Source organism: Leminorella richardii, from assembly GCF_900478135.1.
GTDB classification, from domain to species: domain Bacteria; phylum Pseudomonadota; class Gammaproteobacteria; order Enterobacterales; family Enterobacteriaceae; genus Leminorella; species Leminorella richardii.
In genome coordinates this window covers 2875001-2891429 of record NZ_LS483470.1, presented here as the reverse complement: position 1 = coordinate 2891429, position 16429 = coordinate 2875001, and the positions used below count along the sequence as shown (strand labels likewise).

Here is a 16429-nt window from a genome sequence, read left to right as displayed (position 1 = left end):
CAAGGCGCGATGTTCCACATTGAGACAGACCGATGAATGCCATCCAAACAAACTATTTAAAAGATTCAACAGCTCGCCAGATTGTACAGCGCACCATGAGTATTATTCCCTATTCAGTGAACGTCATGGACGAGTTCGGGATGATTATTGCCTCTGGAGAACCCTCTCGCCTTCATCAGCGCCATGAAGGTGCGGTGTTGGCTCTGACAGAAAATCGTGTGGTGGAGATTGACTTGGCGACGGCCAATCGGCTTAAGGGAGTTAGGCCAGGTATTAATTTGCCGATTAACTTTCGCGATCGGCTGATTGGCGTTTTGGGTATTACCGGTGAACCCGATGAAGTTCGCGCTTACGCTGAGCTGGTTAAAATGGCGTCGGAGATGATTATCGAGCAGACGGCGATGCTTGAGCAAAAGCAGTGGGATCGGCGCTACAGAGAGGAGTTGATTCAACAGCTGATACTAAGAGACCGCCCGCCGGCTTCTCTTAGCGCGATGGTGTCCTATTTGGGGATTAATCTGAGCCAGCCGAGAGTGGTGCTTATCGTTGAGCTGCAGCAGCCAGATAGCGAAGCGCTGCGCAGCCTGATGGACTACTTTGACTACAGCGCACGGGATCATCTGGTGACTTTTACTGACTTTAACGAGCTGATTATTCTAAAGCCGATTGCCCTGCATCAGGACGAATGGGACACTCAGCTGGAGATGGTGGAGCTTCAGAGAATTAAACACTACGCTGAGTCTTCCGGCTTTTCCCGCATTATCGTCGGCGGCTATTTCCCTGGGGAGGGTGGTCTACGGCGCTCTTATCAAACAGCCAAGTCTGCGCAGGCTATGGTGAGACGACTTAAGTTAAAAAATCAGTATATATTTTATGACGATTACGCACTGGCCTCTCTGCTGGGCGGTCTGTCGGACAGCTGGCAGGCTGAGGAGCTGTCAAAAATTTGGCTGAGGCTTATCGAACAAGATCCAAAGGGCGTTCTGCAAACAACACTGCGCCACTATTTTGAACAGAACTGTGATCTTTCTCAAACTGCCCTTTGCCTACACGTTCACGTGAATACGCTTCGGTATCGATTGCAGAAGGTAGAGGATATAACGGGCATAAATATCAGTAACTTGAAACAGCTTTTCTGGCTGTATGTCGGCATGGAGCTTCAGCGCTAGACCTGTCTGATTCTACAATTTCCACTATCGAAACTGTCTGATAATTCGTTAATTTGCTCAAGCTTTTCAGTAGAGCCTTTTTCATACTGCCCCCATTCTTTCTATGGGGGAGTGTAAAAATATGACGACAGTATCCGCAATTGGAGCCATTGCCGCACTGGTAGTGGCTATCGTTTTAATCTTACGAAAGGTTTCACCGGCGTACGGCATGATGGCCGGGGCGCTAGTGGGCGGGCTTATCGGCGGTGCCGATCTGGTACAAACAGTGACACTGATGGTCACTGGCGCACAGGGGATCACAAATGCTGTGCTGCGGATCTTGGCTGCTGGCGTTCTGGCTGGGGTGCTGATTGAGTCCGGCGCTGCTAACACGATAGCTGAGACGGTTGTGAAAAAAGTGGGGGAGACGCGAGCGCTGTTGGCGCTGGCGATTGCCACCATGATCCTGACTGCCGTGGGTGTGTTTATTGACGTTGCGGTGATCACCGTTGCGCCGATTGCTCTGTCTATTGCGCGACGGGCGGATCTGTCAAAAACCGCCATTCTGCTAGCGATGATCGGCGGCGGTAAGGCAGGAAACGTGATGTCGCCTAACCCAAACGCGATTGCCGCGTCGGACGCGTTCCACGTTCCTCTGACCTCTGTCATGATGGCGGGTATCGTTCCCGGCCTTTTTGGATTAGTCATCGCTTACTTTCTTGCCAAGCGTTTAACCAATAAAGGCAGCAAAGTGACGGCGGAAGAGGTAATTTCACACGACACTTCTGTAAAGCAGCCCGGTTTTCTTGCTGCCATTAGTGCGCCTTTAGTTGCAATATTGCTGCTGGCACTGCGTCCTATTGCCGGAATAGCGATTGACCCGCTGATCGCGCTGCCTGTCGGTGGCCTGGTTGGCGCGCTGATGATGGGACGTATTCGCCAAAGTAATACGTTCATGATGGCCGGGCTGGCACGCATGGCTCCGGTTGCCATTATGCTGTTGGGTACCGGGACTCTAGCGGGCATTATTGCCAACTCAGCGCTGAAAGAAGTGCTAATTGATGGCTTAACGGCATCTGGGCTGCCGCCTTACCTGCTGGCTCCGATTTCTGGTGCCATTATGTCTATGGCGACAGCGTCTACGACTGCGGGTACTGCGGTTGCAGCGGGAGTATTCAGTCAGACCCTGCTTGATTTAGGCGTGACAGCTCTTGCCGGCGCGGCGATGATTCACGCGGGCGCTACTGTTCTGGATCACCTCCCACACGGCAGTTTTTTCCACGCCACCGGCGGCAGTGTGAATATGCAAATCCGCGAACGCTTAGGGCTACTGCCTTATGAAACCCTGATTGGTTTTGTGATTGCGGCAGTATCTACTCTGATGTTTGGCGTATTTGGTCTGGCGGGGTAGTCGATATGAAGATAGTTATTGCGCCTGATTCCTTTAAGGAAAGTCTGTCAGCCATGGCTGTGGCTACTGCCATTGAGCAGGGGTTTCGCGAAATTTACCCTGATGCTCAGTATGTGAAACTGCCGATGGCAGACGGCGGAGAGGGAACAGTTGAGTCCATGGTGGAGGCCACTCAGGGGCGCTATATTCAGCAGCAGGTGATGGGGCCACAGGGTACGCCAGTGATGGCGCGTTGGGGGCTTTTAGGTGATGGCAAAACTGCCATTATAGAGATGGCTTCGGCATCTGGGCTGCATCACGTTGCTCCGAGCGAACGAAATCCGTTAACGACTACCAGCTTTGGCACCGGTGAGCTTATTTTGGCGGCGTTAGAGCAGGGGGTTGAGCACATTCTGTTAGGTATTGGCGGAAGTGCAACCAACGACGGTGGTGCAGGCATGCTGCAGGCGCTAGGCGTTTCATTACTTGATGGCTCAGGCCGTGAACTGGTTCTGAACGGCGGAGCGCTGACGTCGCTGGCATCCATCGAGCTTAGCGGTGTTGATGCCAGACTGGCCCATGTTTCTATTACGGTAGCCTGTGATGTCAACAACCCGCTGTGCGGCCCTAACGGCGCGTCGGCGATTTTCGGGCCTCAAAAAGGCGCGACGCCGGAAATGATTGATACGCTGGACAGCGCGCTGTCGGCCTATGGCGCGCTGATTCAGCGCGCGACGGGTCGTGACGTAATGAATGTACCGGGAGCCGGTGCGGCAGGAGGTATGGGAGCCGCACTCTTGGGCGTATTAAATGCCCAACTGCGTCCCGGTGTTGATATTGTGATTCAAACTTTGGGGCTGGAGCCTTTGGTGGCAGACGCCGATCTGGTGATTACTGGGGAAGGGCGACTCGATAGCCAGAGCGTCTGTGGCAAAACGCCGATTGGCGTAGCACGAGCCGCCAAGCGCTACGACAAGCCGGTCATTGCGCTTGCGGGGGGACTGCTGCCGGATCACGGGGTTGTTTATGGACAGGGATTGGACGCTGCGTTTTCTATTCTTACTCAGGTTGTCACGCTTTCAGACGCACTGGCGGAGGCGGAGTACAACCTGCGCGTAACGGCGCGTAACGTTGCTAGCGTTTGGAAATTGGCACAATCCAGTGTAGTACAGTCAGTATCCTAGCGTTTTAGTTGCTTCATTCTGTGGCTTGGACAGCATCGCCGATAGCGCGGGCTGTCTGGGTCGCTTTTTTCCTACGCTCAAAACCCTTCTATTTTTTCTACTCATAAAAAATTTACATAAGTTTACTCTTTTAATGTGTCCAATTGCTGCTTTTTAAAACAGGTTGTTGAAACACGCCAATTTTAGAAAAACAGAAGATTTTATAGCGACCTATTTGTATAAAAAAAGAATAGTTTATTGCGGTATTATTTTGTTTTAATCAAATTAAATGGTGTGGCTGATTGAGTTAAAATTAAAATCAAAAGTGTTGCTTAAAAATTTATGTCATATTTATCATGGTGTTGCGTTGTTAATTATGTGTTTTTAATTTTTTTAGTTATTTTTTATTACCTTACTAAGGTGTTGCTTTTTTATTCTCTGGTGATACCATCTTCCCGCATTAATTAGGGCTGGTGTTCTATAGGGAAATATCTTTATTATGCAATTGAAAACCTCACTTTCCGCTATTGCGCTGTTTACCGCACTGTCTTTACCACAATCCGTTTATGCAGAGAGTATCTGTGGCGATCTGCCTCATGTGACCTTTGGTGGCGATGCCACGTTTTCCGGAGATCTGGATGGCAACAGCTGTTTGGAAATCGGCGCGTGGAACTACGGTGGGCAAGGTGGCTATGCCGGGCAGGCGCTAAACCTCAATATGTTAGACGGTAGCGTGCTAAGCGTTCTTGGATTTATGACCGACTCAACGGTAAACACGGGTGCAACGGCCTATATTTCTAAAGAGCCTCATATAGCCTGGGACGACTACGACGCAACGGTACCTGCACTGGGTACCAATATTAACGTAAACGGCGGCTTGATCCGCGTTTTTGACGGCGGTACGCTGCAGGATTCTTTCCTTAACGGCGGTACGGTGTACGTCTCTAACAGCGGCGGAACCGACGATCCCGGTCGCTCTATTCGTAACGAAGTAAACAGCGGCGGTCGGCTGTACGTCTATTTGGGCGGTACCAGTGAAAACAGTGTGGTTAATCAGGGCGGCTATGAATACGTTCAGCAGCAGGGTATTGCGACTGGCACCAAGATTAATTCGGGCGGTATTCAGTTTGTTCGTCTGGACGGTTTGGCCAAAAATGCTGAAATAAACAGCGGTGGTTTTCAGTACGTCACGAGCGACGGCGTGTCTGACGGCTCTGTGATAAATAACGGCGCTTTGCAGTACGTATATAACGGCGGTATTGCCAACAATACAACGATAAATAGCGGCGGCGTTCAGTATTTATATATTAGCGGCTCGGATCCTGCGTCTGTTGCTGGCGTTGCTCACGGCGCTAAAGTCTACGGCACGGGCGCCCAGAAGGTTCAGCAGGGTGGTCGAGCATCGAACGTAGAGCTGTTTGATAACGCAGAGCAAAGCGTGTACAGCAATTCATTTGCCGATAATGTGACCATTCACAATAGCGCGAAATCCTGGCTGTCTACAGGTTCACGTCTGGAAGGTACAACTCAGGTTTATGATAACGGTCAGGTTCAGTTGACGTCGGCAGCCGGAGTGAACGGCGCCTATGCAGAAAATGTGGTGCTGAACGGCGAAAACACCATGCTGTTGGCTATTGCTAACTCAGCCGATACGGATACGGCCAGCGTGGGTGCGCTTAGCGGTACCGGTAAGGTTAGATTTATTAGCGGTGTTGATGGCGTAACGGGAGAGGCTATTTATTCTCGCCTTGACGTGAATAGCCTGTCGGGCAGCCTGCACTTTTTGTTTAACGCGTCTATTGAGAATAACCGGGGTGACTACCTGCTGGTAACTAATGGCAGCGGTAGCCATAAAGTGTCCGTGGCAGATTCCGGTGCAGAAATTACTCAGCCCGATCAGAGAAGTCTGGATTTGATTACCGATCAAAGCCGCGGCGCTAGCTTTGCGCTGGCGGATCTCAGCGGAACGGCGATTAATGCCGTTGACGGCGGTACCTATATGTATAGCCTGAATCACCGTGAAGAAAACGGCAGTGAAGTGTGGTACCTGAGTGCGGCAAAAGATGTACCTTCAACGCCAAACCCAGATCCGGATCCAAACCCGAATCCAAATCCAGATCCCGGCGGTACTCTGCCACCGACTGTTAAGCCGGGAACAACGACGCCAAGTACTGATGCGGTGCTGTCAATGGCGGTTGCTCCTTCGCTGATCTTTAACAACGAGCTGCAAAACCTGCGTTTTAGAAAAGGTATGGTAGAGCAAAACGCCGGTGATGCCGGAGCGTGGGTAAGGCTGACCGATGGGCAGAGCCGCATTAACTCTGACCATACTGACTTTAAGCTAACGCAGTCTGGCGTTGAAGTGGGTGTCGACCGCATTGTTAACAGCGAAAACGGCAAAATGCTTCTGGGGGGCTTTAGCAGCTACGGAACGGCGAAAGTAAAACATGCGCGCGGTGGTAACAGTAACCTCGATAGCTACAGCGTTGGGGCGTATGCGACCTATTTCAGCAATGCGGGCTGGTATGTGGACGGCGTGCTGAAGTACAACCACTTTAATAACGATCTAAAAGCGGTATCGACAAACGGCACGGGCATTCGCGGTGACTATAGCCAAAATGCGTTGGGTGGCTCGCTGGAGTCTGGCTATCGCATTGACGCGGCCTATAGCGTTTGGGTTGAACCCTATGCGAAGCTGACCTATGTGCAGGTTGAAGGCAAAGACGTTAAGTTGAGCAACGGCATGAAGGGCAGTATCGACGATCAGGACTCTTTCACTACCGAACTGGGGATGAATCTGGGTCGTACTTTCAGCATCGGCGCGAACAGCTCCATCACACCTTATGTGAAGGCTGCCTGGGTGCGTGAGTATATTGACAATAATAAAGTCACTATCAACGACCGTAATACCTTTAACACCGATCTTTCCGGTGATATGGGCAAATACGGCGTAGGCGTGAGCGCGATCGTCAATAAGGAAATCTCGGTATTCGCCGAGGTGGACTATGCGAAGGGCGGAGATCGGGAAGATCCGATGCAGGGTAACCTAGGCATTCGCTACAGCTTCTAAAATGCCTGCGTGTTAACGCATACCAATAACGCCGGTGCGCTTTTATAGGGCTCCGGCGTTTTTTTATGCTGATTTTCCTATAGCTCCCTTTTTGAGCAAGCAGGCAGATGGCAGGGCGGCAGAGGGCGTTTTTAACATTTTTTTTGCGAAAGCAGTGCTATACAGCAGCGTGACGACTTGGGCGCTCACTCTTGCTAGCAACAATAAACGTGTCAAATAGGCTTTATTTAGTGGTTTATTTCAGTTTCTGACGACACCTAAAGCAGATAACCCTATATTGAACTAAAAGGTTTACAGAGATTCGAATATACTGCTATAACATAAAGACAAATCCATTCATCACTGCTGCGTAGTACCAACCGCGTTTCAACGGATTGAACGACTTCAGCGATAGAACATTTTTGAATGATAAATTCCGGCCCCGCTTTCTTATTTCGCGGGCGCATTTGGCGTCGGTTGCATTAACTGACAGTGTATTAGGCAACGTTTAAACAACAATCATCGTTTTAATGGCAGGTTATAAGTCAATGACAGCGTCTTCAGATACTCAGGCGGGGCAGCCGCAGGCTCGACCGTTAAATAAGAGTGATTATAAAACCTTAGGCTTATCCTCATTAGGGGGAACGCTAGAGTTTTATGATTTCGTCATTTTTGTGTTCTTTACCGGCACATTAACCCATCTGTTTTTCCCGGGCGACAACGAGTTTATCGCTCAGATGAAAACTCTGGGTATTTTTGCCGCAGGCTATCTCGCACGCCCCATCGGCGGGATCATTATGGCTCACTACGGCGACAAGATCGGCCGTAAGCGTATGTTCACATTGAGCATCTTCCTGATGGCTTTGCCAACGCTGGTGATAGGTCTCCTGCCGACCTACGAAACCATCGGCATGCTGGCGCCGGCTCTGCTGCTGCTAATGCGCATTCTGCAAGGTGCGGCCATCGGTGGCGAAATGCCGGGCGCCTGGGTATTTATTGCTGAGCATACCCCTGCACAGCGCTACGGCTTGGGGGTTGGTACGCTGACGTCAGGTATTACCGGCGGTATTCTGCTGGGCTCGATTGTGGCTATTATTATTCAAAGCTCTTACAGCGGCGCTGAAATCAACGACTACGCCTGGCGTATTCCCTTTGTGATTGGCGGCGTGTTTGGATTTATCTCTGTGTACCTGCGTAAATTCCTACAGGAAACACCAATCTTTAAAGAGATGGCCGCTAAGCACGCGCTGGCTAAAGAAATGCCGGTGAAAACCGTTATGAAGAGCCATAAAGAAGCCTGCTTTATCACCGCAGTGTTAACCTGGTCTCTGTCCACCGCAGTGGTGGTTACCATTTTGATGACGCCAGCAGTAGTGGTGGAGAAGATGTACCACATCGATCGTACCGTGTCGCTACAGGCTAACTGTGTCGCGACGCTGATGCTGACGCTGGGCTGCATTTTCTGGGGTTGGATCAGCGATAAGCTGGGCACTCGCGTCTGTATGGCTGCGTCTTGGGGCGGGTTGGCTATCAGCGCCTACCACTTCTATAGCGCGCTGCATCCCGAGATGGCCGCAAGTGAGCTGATGTTTAACTATGGCCTGATGGGGCTGTTTGCCGGCGCGATTGCTACCACGCCTATTATCGGCGTTCGGGCGTTTCCACCCGCAATCCGCTTCTCTGGGCTGTCCTTTGCCTATAACCTAGCCTATGCCGTATTCGGCGGCCTGACGCCAATGATCACCGGCGCGTGGCTTCAGCAGAGCCCTATGGCTCCGGCTTACTACGTGGGCATCGTCTCTTTACTGGCCGTTGCTGTGGCGTTCCTGCCGCTGTCCTATAAGGGTTGGACGGCGAAGCGTCAGCAGCACGATGATTCTCCTGCGGGAGTCGTTGCAGAATAGCACGACTGTTGCTTGAGTGAGAAACGCCGGGAAAAACAGCCCGGCGTTTTTTTATGGGCGTTTTCTACCGGTGACAACGTAGCTGAGCAAAGCATTGCCCTTTTACCTGTAGGGTTACGCTTTGACATATCCTGTTATTTTTATTGGGGGCTGCGTTACAAAAAAGTCGTTTTCAATAAAGTGCTTCTGAATAAACTAGAATGAATACTTTTGGCTAATCTTACACCGAGCGCTTCACACTCACTTATGATGACGACTTACCTACAAACACGCTCTGACACCTTTTTTAGTCTCTTCTGGCAGGCGGCTGTATGCTTTGCGATGGCTTTGCTGTTTTTCTCTTCTTGTGCCAGCGCGGCGGGGCACCAGAAGTTTGTAAAGCCTCCAGTGACCGCCAAGGCCCAAAGTAAGGGGAGCCAGAAGCGTAAAAAGGATGCCGGGATGCGGACGGACGGGCGAAAGGTGGCACAAGTAAAGGCTCATCCTCTAAAAACTCATCCTCTAAAAACGATGCGCGCAGCCCCGCTTAGCCTAGCATCTGCTTCGAAGAGTATGCAGCCAAAAGACCGACTTCAGACCGTGAGGCAGGGGGTTGTGTCCAAACTGATGAAGCAACTGGGAAAACCCTACCGCTATGGCGGCGAGTCGCCAATAACCGGCTTTGACTGCAGTGGGCTGGTAAACTATGCCTATCGGGATAAGCTGAAGTCAACGCTGCCAAGAACGGCTAACAGCATGTACCACATGCCTTCCCAAAAGGCGAAGCGGGTAGGGAAAACCGAACTGAATGCTGGAGACCTCGTCTTCTTTCACACGCACGGCAGAGGGACAGAACACGCCGATCACGTTGGCGTTTATCTGGGCGGGGGAGAGTTTATTCAGGCGCCGCGTACCGGAAAGGATATTCAGATAAGTCGATTAGGCGACGACTACTGGCAGGAACGCTATATCGGCGCTCGGCGCGTGCTGCTGAATGATGCGGTTCGCTGATACGGCAGTTCGCTGGTCGTGTTGAAAAGAGGTATTAAAGCGACCTCAGCCTGTTGAACAAGATTAGCTGAGGCCGCGCTGAGGGGGCTAGCGTCTGCCGTTTGGCCTGTGCCCGCCAGAAGGCCCTTGGTTTGACGAGGGCTTCTTGTTTCCCATATGGCTATAGCCCTTTGAGCTATCTCCCGAGCCCGGGCGCTTGTCTTGACTGTGCATCTGTTTGCCGTGACTGTTACCGTGGCCTCTGTGAGAGTCATGATGATGCCGTGACGAGCAGCCGCTTAGGCTTCCTACCATAATGATGGCGCTTAAGAATCCAATCGCGAGAGTTTTCAGCTTCATAAGATGTCCTTTTTATCTTTGATAAAAGAGTGTGTTATGCAGCTAACATAGCGAGCAGGAGTATCAATACAACTCGCTTTTCGAAAAGCTAACGTGATTTTCTGTATTTTTACACTTGGTAAGGGCGCGAGGGTTTAACAGCGAAGACGTGTGGAAAGGGAGTTAACAGTGGGGGCCGTAGGCGCGAACACTAGTCGGATAGACGTTGAGATAGCAGGTCGAGACAAAAGAAAAGCGCGCCAAAAAAGGCGCGCTTTATCTGAAGGGGTGATTAAGCTCGCTTAATCTGAGAAAGCAGGAAGGAGACGATGTCGTCGCTCTTGATCATCTGCTTTTCACCAACGCGGCGGTTCTTGTATTCCAGCTCGTTGTTATCGAGGTTGCGATCGCCGATAACGACAGTATGAGGAACCCCGATCAGCTCCATATCAGCGAACATTACGCCCGGGCGCTCTTTACGGTCGTCCAGCAGAACGTCAACACCGTTGGCTTTCAGGGTGTTGTACAGTGACTCTGCTACTTCCTGCACGCGGAAGGACTTGTGCATGTTCATTGGGATGATAACCACTTCGAACGGTGCGATGGCGTCAGGCCAAATGATGCCGCGCTCGTCGTGATTTTGCTCAATAGACGCCGCGACAACGCGAGTCACTCCAATGCCGTAACAGCCCATGGTCATAGTAATGTTGCGGCCGTCTTCGCCCTGAACCGTAGCCTTCATCGCTTCTGAGTATTTGGTACCCAGTTGGAAGATGTGACCCACTTCGATACCGCGCTTGATAAGCAGCGTGCCTTTGCCGTCAGGGCTGGCGTCGCCAACGACGACGTTGCGGATATCGGCAACGGTAGGCAGCGGCAGATCGCGCTGCCAGTTGATGCCGAAGTAGTGTTTACCGTCAACGTTAGCGCCGGCGCCAAAGTCGCTCATGGCCGCGACGGAGCGGTCAACAATAATCGGTAGCGGCATATTAACCGGGCCAAGTGAACCAGGGCCCGCGCCAATGGCTGCGCGGATCTCTTCTTCCCCGGCGAATTCCAGAGGGCTTGCCACCTGCGGCAGGTTCTGGGCTTTAACTTCGTTCAGCTCGTGATCGCCGCGAACGAGCAGAGCGATAAGCTGATGGCCGCTCTCTTCAGCCGCGTGGACGATCAGGGTTTTTACGGTTTTTTCTACCGGCAGGTTGAACTGTTCAACCAGCTCGGCGATGGTTTTGGCATTCGGTGTATCAACCAAGCGCATTTCTTCCGCAGGCTCGGCGCGAGGGGCGCTAGGCGCGACCGCTTCGGCCAGCTCGATGTTGGCGGCGTAGTCGGAGCCGGTGGAAAACACGATGTCGTCTTCACCGCTGCCGGCCAGTACCTGAAACTCGTGAGAAGAACTACCGCCGATAGAGCCCGTATCCGCCAACACTGGGCGGAAGTCCAGACCCATGCGGGTGAAGATCTTGCTGTAGGCGTCGTACATCTTGTCGTAGGTGACCTGTAGCGATTCCTGAGTGGTGTGGAAGGAGTAGGCATCCTTCATGATGAACTCACGAGAGCGCATGACGCCAAAGCGAGGGCGCACTTCGTCGCGGAACTTGGTCTGGATTTGATAAAAGTTCAGCGGTAGCTGCTTATAGGAGCTGATTTCATTGCGCACCAGATCGGTGATCACCTCTTCGTGAGTCGGCCCAAGTACAAAAGGGCGCTCGCCGCGATCGACAAAGCGCAGAAGCTCAGGTCCATACTGCTCCCAGCGCCCGCTCTCCTGCCACAGATCTGCCGGTTGAACGACCGGCATCGAAACTTCGATGGCGCCGGCGTTGTTCATCTCTTCGCGAACGATGGCTTCCACCTTATTCAGAACGCGTAGGCCGGTAGGCAGCCAGGTGTACAGGCCAGAGGCCAGTTTGCGGATCATCCCAGCGCGCAGCATAAGCTGGTGGCTGATAACTTCTGCGTCGGCAGGTGTCTCTTTCAGTGTAGAGAGCAGGTATTGACTAGTGCGCATGGTGTAGTGCTTCCATATAAACGATAAACGTCAGGTTACCGCTTCCACCTACCAACTCAGCGGTGGTGGAAGGAAATCGATTCAATTTTTAAAAGGGGGTTAGTGTATCAGCGACGCAGGCTTGCCAAAAGAGAGATGCAGGAATTTCTATCTTTTATCAAGGGCGACGACGCAGGTTTCACCGTTTTCAACCCGCCAGCGTACGTTGAAGTCCAACAGATGGACGGCGAATTCCCGCGCTTCCCGATCTTTCTGACGATAGGCCGGGCGGGGATCCTGTGCCAGAACCTGAGTGATAAATCGCTCAAGATGCGGGTATCGCTGGGTTTCTCGCTGTAGAACCTGTTGAGCGTCGGGTGAAAAACGAACTGGCATATCGGCCTGTGGAGCCTCTTGAGCAAAACCTGCGTGGGCGTGAGGCAGGCTTTCTGCAAAGGGAAGGTAGGGCTTGATGTCCACGACGGGCGTACCGTCAACCAGATCGAGGCTGCCAAGCTCAAGGATAACTCTTCCTTCCTGCTGGCGTACGCCTCTAAGTTCAACCAGCGACATTCCGATAGGATTGGGGCGGAAGGTTGAACGGGTGGCAAAGACGCCCATGCGGGCATTTCCACCCAGTCTGGGAGGGCGAACCGTTGGCCGCCAGCCACCGTCTTTTGTCTGGTGAAAAATAAACAGGATCCAGATGTGGCTAAACTGCTCTAGGCCTCGTACCGCCTCGGCCTGTGCGTAAGGCGGCAGAAGGTGCAGTTCGCCGGTACCGTCCTCTACCAGCCCGGGCTGGCGAGGAACGGCGAATTTTTCTTTATAGGGCGAGCGGATGACGCCGATTGGCGTCAGCGACAGAGGCGCCATTAAAATGCAACGCGCAGTGCCGTGCCTTCACAAACGGCGGTTTGGTAGCAGCCGGGAGCGGAGGACATCATTTCACAGCGGTGAAGGAGCACCGCGTTGGCGTCCTTATAGGCAGCGCGCTTTTGCATATCTAGCATTGCGGCAGTAATGCTTGGCGGAGAGTCCTGAGCGGTAAACTGGCAGGCATCGCCGGAAACCAGCCCCAGTTCCTGAAACTGCGCGCCGGACAGCTCCGCTTCAGTTTTATAAAGTTTAACGGGTTCAACGTGCTGCTGTGAAGTCTGCTGAGCGCAGCCTCCTAGCAGAAGGGCAAGCAGGCAGAAAGAGAGAATTCGCATAGCATTTCCTTACTCGTTATTCATAGGCTGCACATCGCGGGATATTACAGAGCCCGCGAGCCAATAAAAAAGGCAGATATATCAATCTGCCTTAGTATATTCTGAGAACGTGCGTCAGTCAGGGAATTTCTTACCAGCCCTTGATTGCGCCGCCTTTGAATTCAACGTTAGCGGCCTGAGCCACTTCATCAGAATGGAAAGCCTGAACGAATTTCTTCACGGCTTCAGAGTCTTTGTTGTCTTCACGAGAAACAATGATGTTGACGTAAGGAGACTCTTTATCTTCAACGAAGATGCCGTCTTTGGTTGGCGTCAGGCCGATCTGGCTAGAGTAAGCTGTATTGATGATAGCCAAAGTGATTTGGTTATCATCAAGCGCGCGCGGTAGTTGAGGGGCTTCCAGCTCGACAATCTTGAAGTTTCTTGGGTTTTCAATGATGTCCAGCGGCGTAGGCATCAGGCCGACGCCGTCTTTCAGCTTAAGAAGACCCTGCTTTTGCAGCAGCAGCAGTGAGCGGCCCATATTGGTAGGGTCGTTAGGAATAGCGATTTGTGCGCCGTCCTGTAGCTCATCCATCGTTTTGATTTTTTTGGAGTAGGCCGCGATCGGATAAACGAACGTATTGCCAACAACGGTCAGCTTATAGCCGCGTTCTTTCATCTGCTGATCCAGATAAGGCTTGTGCTGGAAGGCGTTAACGTCGATGTTGCCTTTGCTCAGCGCTTCGTTCGGCAGTACGTAGTCGTTGAAGGTAACCAGCTCAACGTCTAGGCCGTATTTGTCTTTAGCGACTTGCTTAGCGACTTCAGCCACTTTCAGCTCGGAGCCAACGATAACGCCGACTTTTATGTGGTTGGGGTTTTTATCTTCTTGACCACATCCCGCTAGGGCGAGAGAACCAATAAGGGCGCCGACAGCGGCAAACGTTTTAAATTTGAATGTCATACTTTCTCTCTCTCTGTTAACAGTGTGCTGCAAGCAGCCTGATTTATTCTTGTTAAAACCGCTACTTGTGGGTAACGGCTTTAACGATACGATCGCCACTAAACTGAATGATATACACTAAAATAACCAGCAAGATCAAAACGGTATTCATGACCGTGCCGTCATACCGAACGTAGCCGTACTGATAGCCTAGCTGACCCAGACCGCCTGCGCCAACTGCACCCGCCATAGCGGAATAGCCGAGTAGCGTTATCAGCGTAATTGTCGCACTGTTGATTAGGCCCGGCAGGGCTTCTGGCAGCAGCACTTTATTGATTATTTGCATCGGCGTGGCGCCCATGGCGCGCGCGGCTTCAATCAGGCCAGTGGGAATTTCCAACAGCGAGTTTTCTACCATACGGGCAATAAACGGCGCAGCTCCGATGCTGAGCGGTACTAGAGCGGCCTTTAGGCCGATAAAAGTACCGACGATAAGCGTCGTAAAAGGAATAATCCAAACAATCAGGATAATAAACGGAATTGAGCGCAGCACGTTGATAACGGCGGAAAGGCTGCGGTAAAGCACGGCGTTTTCAAGGATCTGTCCTGGGCGAGTGACGTAAAGCAGCACGCCAGCAGGAAGGCCAAGTAAAAATCCGAAAAAGCCAGAGGCAAAGGTCATTACGATCGTTTCACCGGTCGCCTGCAGCATTAATTTCATCATGGCTTCAGACATAGCCTAGTACCTCAACTTTCACGTGGTGCTCTTGTAAAAACGTAACGGCGGCAGCGGTATCTTCTTTGGTGCCGTGGATCTCGGTCAGCATAATGCCAAACTTTACGCCACCGGCGTAATCCATCTGGGCGCTGATAATGTTGTTATTAATGTTATAGCGGCGAGCCACTTCTGACAGCAGCGGAGCATCGACTGACTGGCCGGTGAACTCTAGGCGAAGCAGAGGATGAGTATTTTCCTGCTGCTCTGGCTTCAGGCGCTCTGAGTAGTCGTCTGGAATGTCCAAATGCAGCGTTGACTGAATAAACTGCTGTGCTAGCGGCGTTTTCGGGTGAGAGAACATGGCGCTGACCGTATCCTGCTCAATAAGCTTGCCGCCGCTGATAACTGCGACCTGATCGCAGATGCGCTTAACGACATCCATTTCGTGGGTAATAAGCAGGATGGTTAATCCCAGACGGCGGTTAATATCCTTAAGCAATTCAAGAATGGAGCGCGTGGTTGCCGGATCCAGCGCGCTGGTGGCTTCATCACACAGCAGCACTTTAGGGTTGCTTGCCAGCGCGCGGGCAATAGCAACGCGCTGCTTCTGGCCCCCTGACAGGTTTGCAGGATAGGCATCGCGCTTGTCTGAAAGTCCAACCAGAGCCAGAAGCTCTTCTACTCGCTTATTCCTAACGTCTGTGGGCGTGCTGTCCAGCTCAAGAGGCAGGGCGACGTTACCAAAGACGGTGCGTGAAGAGAGCAGGTTAAAGTGCTGAAAGATCATTCCCATCTGCCGGCGCGCTTTGGTTAGCTCGCTGGGAGGCAAATTGGTTAAATCCTGATTATCCACTAAGACCTGACCCGAGGTTGGTCGCTCGAGCAGGTTAACGCAGCGAATGAGCGTGCTTTTACCCGCGCCGGATTCCCCGATAACGCCGTATATTTGCCCCGCAGGAACGTGTAGACTCACGCCGGAAAGGGCGTCTATCGTCCGACCCTTTAAGTGAAAAACCTTTGTAATGTTATGAAGTTTAATCATTTTCTGTTTGCTGCTGTTATTACGAACGCCGTAGATTCAAGCGATCGACAATATAAAGAAAACCCGGCCTAGGCCGAGTGATTAAATGGATGCTAAGGCGTCTAGACGTCTAAGTCAAATCATTTTAGAACTATCGAAAAGTGCACACTGGGGGTAAAATCAGCCCTATCACAGTCAGTTATAGGCCATTAGAGGGGGTCCCGTGGCAAATAGTATTCCTGCAATCTTTCTTGACCGGGATGGAACCATCAATGTCGATCATGGATATATCTATGAAGTGGACCGGTTTCAGTTTATCGACGGCGTTATTGAAGCCTGCCTTGAATTGAAAAAGATGGGATTTGCGCTGGTGGTTGTCACAAACCAGTCGGGTATTGCCAGAGGCTTATATACAGAAGATCAGTTCTTGTCCCTGACGGAATGGATGGACTGGTCTTTGGCTGACAGGGGTGTAGAGCTGGACGGTATTTATTACTGCCCCCATCACCCAGAGGGAAGCGTTGAAGAATATCGTCAGCAGTGCGACTGCCGTAAGCCCGAACCCGGAATGCTGCTGTCGGCAAAAGAAGCGCTTA

14 protein-coding genes (1 of these 14 only partly in view) are annotated in these 16429 nt (G+C 51.8%); 7 read left to right on the top strand and 7 right to left on the bottom strand.

The window, feature by feature from the left end:
• The first annotated feature begins 32 nt into the window (after positions 1 to 32).
• The 6 genes from DQM29_RS13300 to DQM29_RS18465 all read left to right on the top strand — a co-directional run bounded on the left by DQM29_RS13300 (position 33) and on the right by DQM29_RS18465 (position 9644).
• Entirely contained in the window at positions 33 to 1169 is a 1137-nt protein-coding gene (locus tag DQM29_RS13300; RefSeq protein WP_111741135.1) for a sugar diacid recognition domain-containing protein, read from the top strand.
• A gap of 121 nt (positions 1170 to 1290) precedes the next feature.
• Positions 1291 to 2559, top strand: coding sequence for a GntP family permease (locus tag DQM29_RS13295; RefSeq protein WP_111741134.1), 1269 nt, complete (start codon positions 1291 to 1293; stop codon positions 2557 to 2559).
• A 5-nt stretch (positions 2560 to 2564) separates the two neighbouring features.
• Positions 2565 to 3722 carry a glycerate kinase gene (locus DQM29_RS13290; protein ID WP_111741133.1) on the top strand — a complete coding sequence of 386 codons (1158 nt, stop codon included), beginning with the start codon at positions 2565 to 2567 and terminating at the stop codon, positions 3720 to 3722.
• Positions 3723 to 4200: 478 nt separating this feature from the next.
• Entirely contained in the window at positions 4201 to 6771 is a 2571-nt protein-coding gene (locus tag DQM29_RS13285) for an autotransporter outer membrane beta-barrel domain-containing protein (RefSeq protein WP_111741132.1), read from the top strand.
• Positions 6772 to 7298: 527 nt separating this feature from the next.
• Positions 7299 to 8654 (top strand): MFS transporter, encoded by a 1356-nt coding sequence (locus DQM29_RS13280; RefSeq protein ID WP_111741131.1) that lies wholly within the window; start codon positions 7299 to 7301, stop codon positions 8652 to 8654.
• A 594-nt stretch (positions 8655 to 9248) separates the two neighbouring features.
• Positions 9249 to 9644, top strand: a complete 396-nt coding sequence (locus DQM29_RS18465; RefSeq protein WP_232054919.1) for a C40 family peptidase — start codon at positions 9249 to 9251, stop codon at positions 9642 to 9644.
• An 87-nt stretch (positions 9645 to 9731) separates the two neighbouring features.
• On the opposite strand, the gene DQM29_RS18125 is transcribed toward DQM29_RS18465, so the two are convergent.
• The 7 genes from DQM29_RS18125 to metN all read right to left on the bottom strand — a co-directional run bounded on the left by DQM29_RS18125 (position 9732) and on the right by metN (position 15854).
• On the bottom strand, positions 9732 to 9983 hold the full coding sequence (locus tag DQM29_RS18125; RefSeq protein WP_145960373.1) for a hypothetical protein: 252 nt from the start codon (positions 9981 to 9983) through the stop codon (positions 9732 to 9734).
• A gap of 271 nt (positions 9984 to 10254) precedes the next feature.
• Positions 10255 to 11976, bottom strand: coding sequence for a proline--tRNA ligase (gene proS / locus DQM29_RS13270; RefSeq protein WP_111741129.1), 1722 nt, complete (start codon positions 11974 to 11976; stop codon positions 10255 to 10257).
• 147 nt (positions 11977 to 12123) lie between these two features.
• Positions 12124 to 12831, bottom strand: coding sequence for a tRNA (N6-threonylcarbamoyladenosine(37)-N6)-methyltransferase TrmO (gene tsaA / locus DQM29_RS13265; RefSeq protein WP_111741128.1), 708 nt, complete (start codon positions 12829 to 12831; stop codon positions 12124 to 12126).
• Positions 12831 to 13169, bottom strand: a complete 339-nt coding sequence (rcsF, locus tag DQM29_RS13260; protein ID WP_111741127.1) for an Rcs stress response system protein RcsF — start codon at positions 13167 to 13169, stop codon at positions 12831 to 12833. The genes tsaA and rcsF overlap by 1 nt, the downstream gene beginning before the upstream one ends.
• A 130-nt stretch (positions 13170 to 13299) precedes the next feature.
• Positions 13300 to 14115 (bottom strand): MetQ/NlpA family lipoprotein, encoded by an 816-nt coding sequence (locus tag DQM29_RS13255; RefSeq protein ID WP_111741126.1) that lies wholly within the window; start codon positions 14113 to 14115, stop codon positions 13300 to 13302.
• A 61-nt stretch (positions 14116 to 14176) separates the two neighbouring features.
• The gene (locus tag DQM29_RS13250; RefSeq protein ID WP_111741125.1) at positions 14177 to 14830 is read right to left on the bottom strand and encodes a methionine ABC transporter permease MetI; all 654 of its coding nucleotides are present in this window, start codon (positions 14828 to 14830) and stop codon (positions 14177 to 14179) included.
• On the bottom strand, positions 14823 to 15854 hold the full coding sequence (gene metN / locus DQM29_RS13245) for a methionine ABC transporter ATP-binding protein MetN (protein ID WP_111741124.1): 1032 nt from the start codon (positions 15852 to 15854) through the stop codon (positions 14823 to 14825). The genes DQM29_RS13250 and metN overlap by 8 nt, the downstream gene beginning before the upstream one ends.
• Before the next feature lie 202 nt (positions 15855 to 16056).
• On the opposite strand from metN, the gene gmhB reads away from it, so the two are divergent.
• Positions 16057 to 16429: the 5' portion of a D-glycero-beta-D-manno-heptose 1,7-bisphosphate 7-phosphatase gene (gene gmhB, locus DQM29_RS13240; protein ID WP_111741123.1), read on the top strand. 194 nt of this gene lie beyond the right edge of the window; the window shows 373 of its 567 coding nt (coding positions 1-373); its start codon is at positions 16057 to 16059; its stop codon lies beyond the right edge, outside the window.

Excerpts from the sequence above, each read along its gene's own strand:
- proS (WP_111741129.1), bottom strand. The coding sequence starts at position 11,976 with ATGCGCACTAGTCAATACCTGCTCTCTACACTGAAAGAGACACCTGCC.
- DQM29_RS13250 (WP_111741125.1), bottom strand. The coding sequence starts at position 14,830 with ATGTCTGAAGCCATGATGAAATTAATGCTGCAGGCGACCGGTGAAACG.
- DQM29_RS13295 (WP_111741134.1), top strand. The coding sequence starts at position 1,291 with ATGACGACAGTATCCGCAATTGGAGCCATTGCCGCACTGGTAGTGGCT.
- metN (WP_111741124.1), bottom strand. The coding sequence starts at position 15,854 with ATGATTAAACTTCATAACATTACAAAGGTTTTTCACTTAAAGGGTCGG.
- rcsF (WP_111741127.1), bottom strand. The coding sequence starts at position 13,169 with ATGCGAATTCTCTCTTTCTGCCTGCTTGCCCTTCTGCTAGGAGGCTGC.
- DQM29_RS13300 (WP_111741135.1), top strand. The coding sequence starts at position 33 with ATGAATGCCATCCAAACAAACTATTTAAAAGATTCAACAGCTCGCCAG.
- DQM29_RS13280 (WP_111741131.1), top strand. The coding sequence starts at position 7,299 with ATGACAGCGTCTTCAGATACTCAGGCGGGGCAGCCGCAGGCTCGACCG.
- DQM29_RS13290 (WP_111741133.1), top strand. The coding sequence starts at position 2,565 with ATGAAGATAGTTATTGCGCCTGATTCCTTTAAGGAAAGTCTGTCAGCC.
- tsaA (WP_111741128.1), bottom strand. The coding sequence starts at position 12,831 with ATGGCGCCTCTGTCGCTGACGCCAATCGGCGTCATCCGCTCGCCCTAT.
- DQM29_RS13255 (WP_111741126.1), bottom strand. The coding sequence starts at position 14,115 with ATGACATTCAAATTTAAAACGTTTGCCGCTGTCGGCGCCCTTATTGGT.
- DQM29_RS18125 (WP_145960373.1), bottom strand. The coding sequence starts at position 9,983 with ATGAAGCTGAAAACTCTCGCGATTGGATTCTTAAGCGCCATCATTATG.
- DQM29_RS13285 (WP_111741132.1), top strand. The coding sequence starts at position 4,201 with ATGCAATTGAAAACCTCACTTTCCGCTATTGCGCTGTTTACCGCACTG.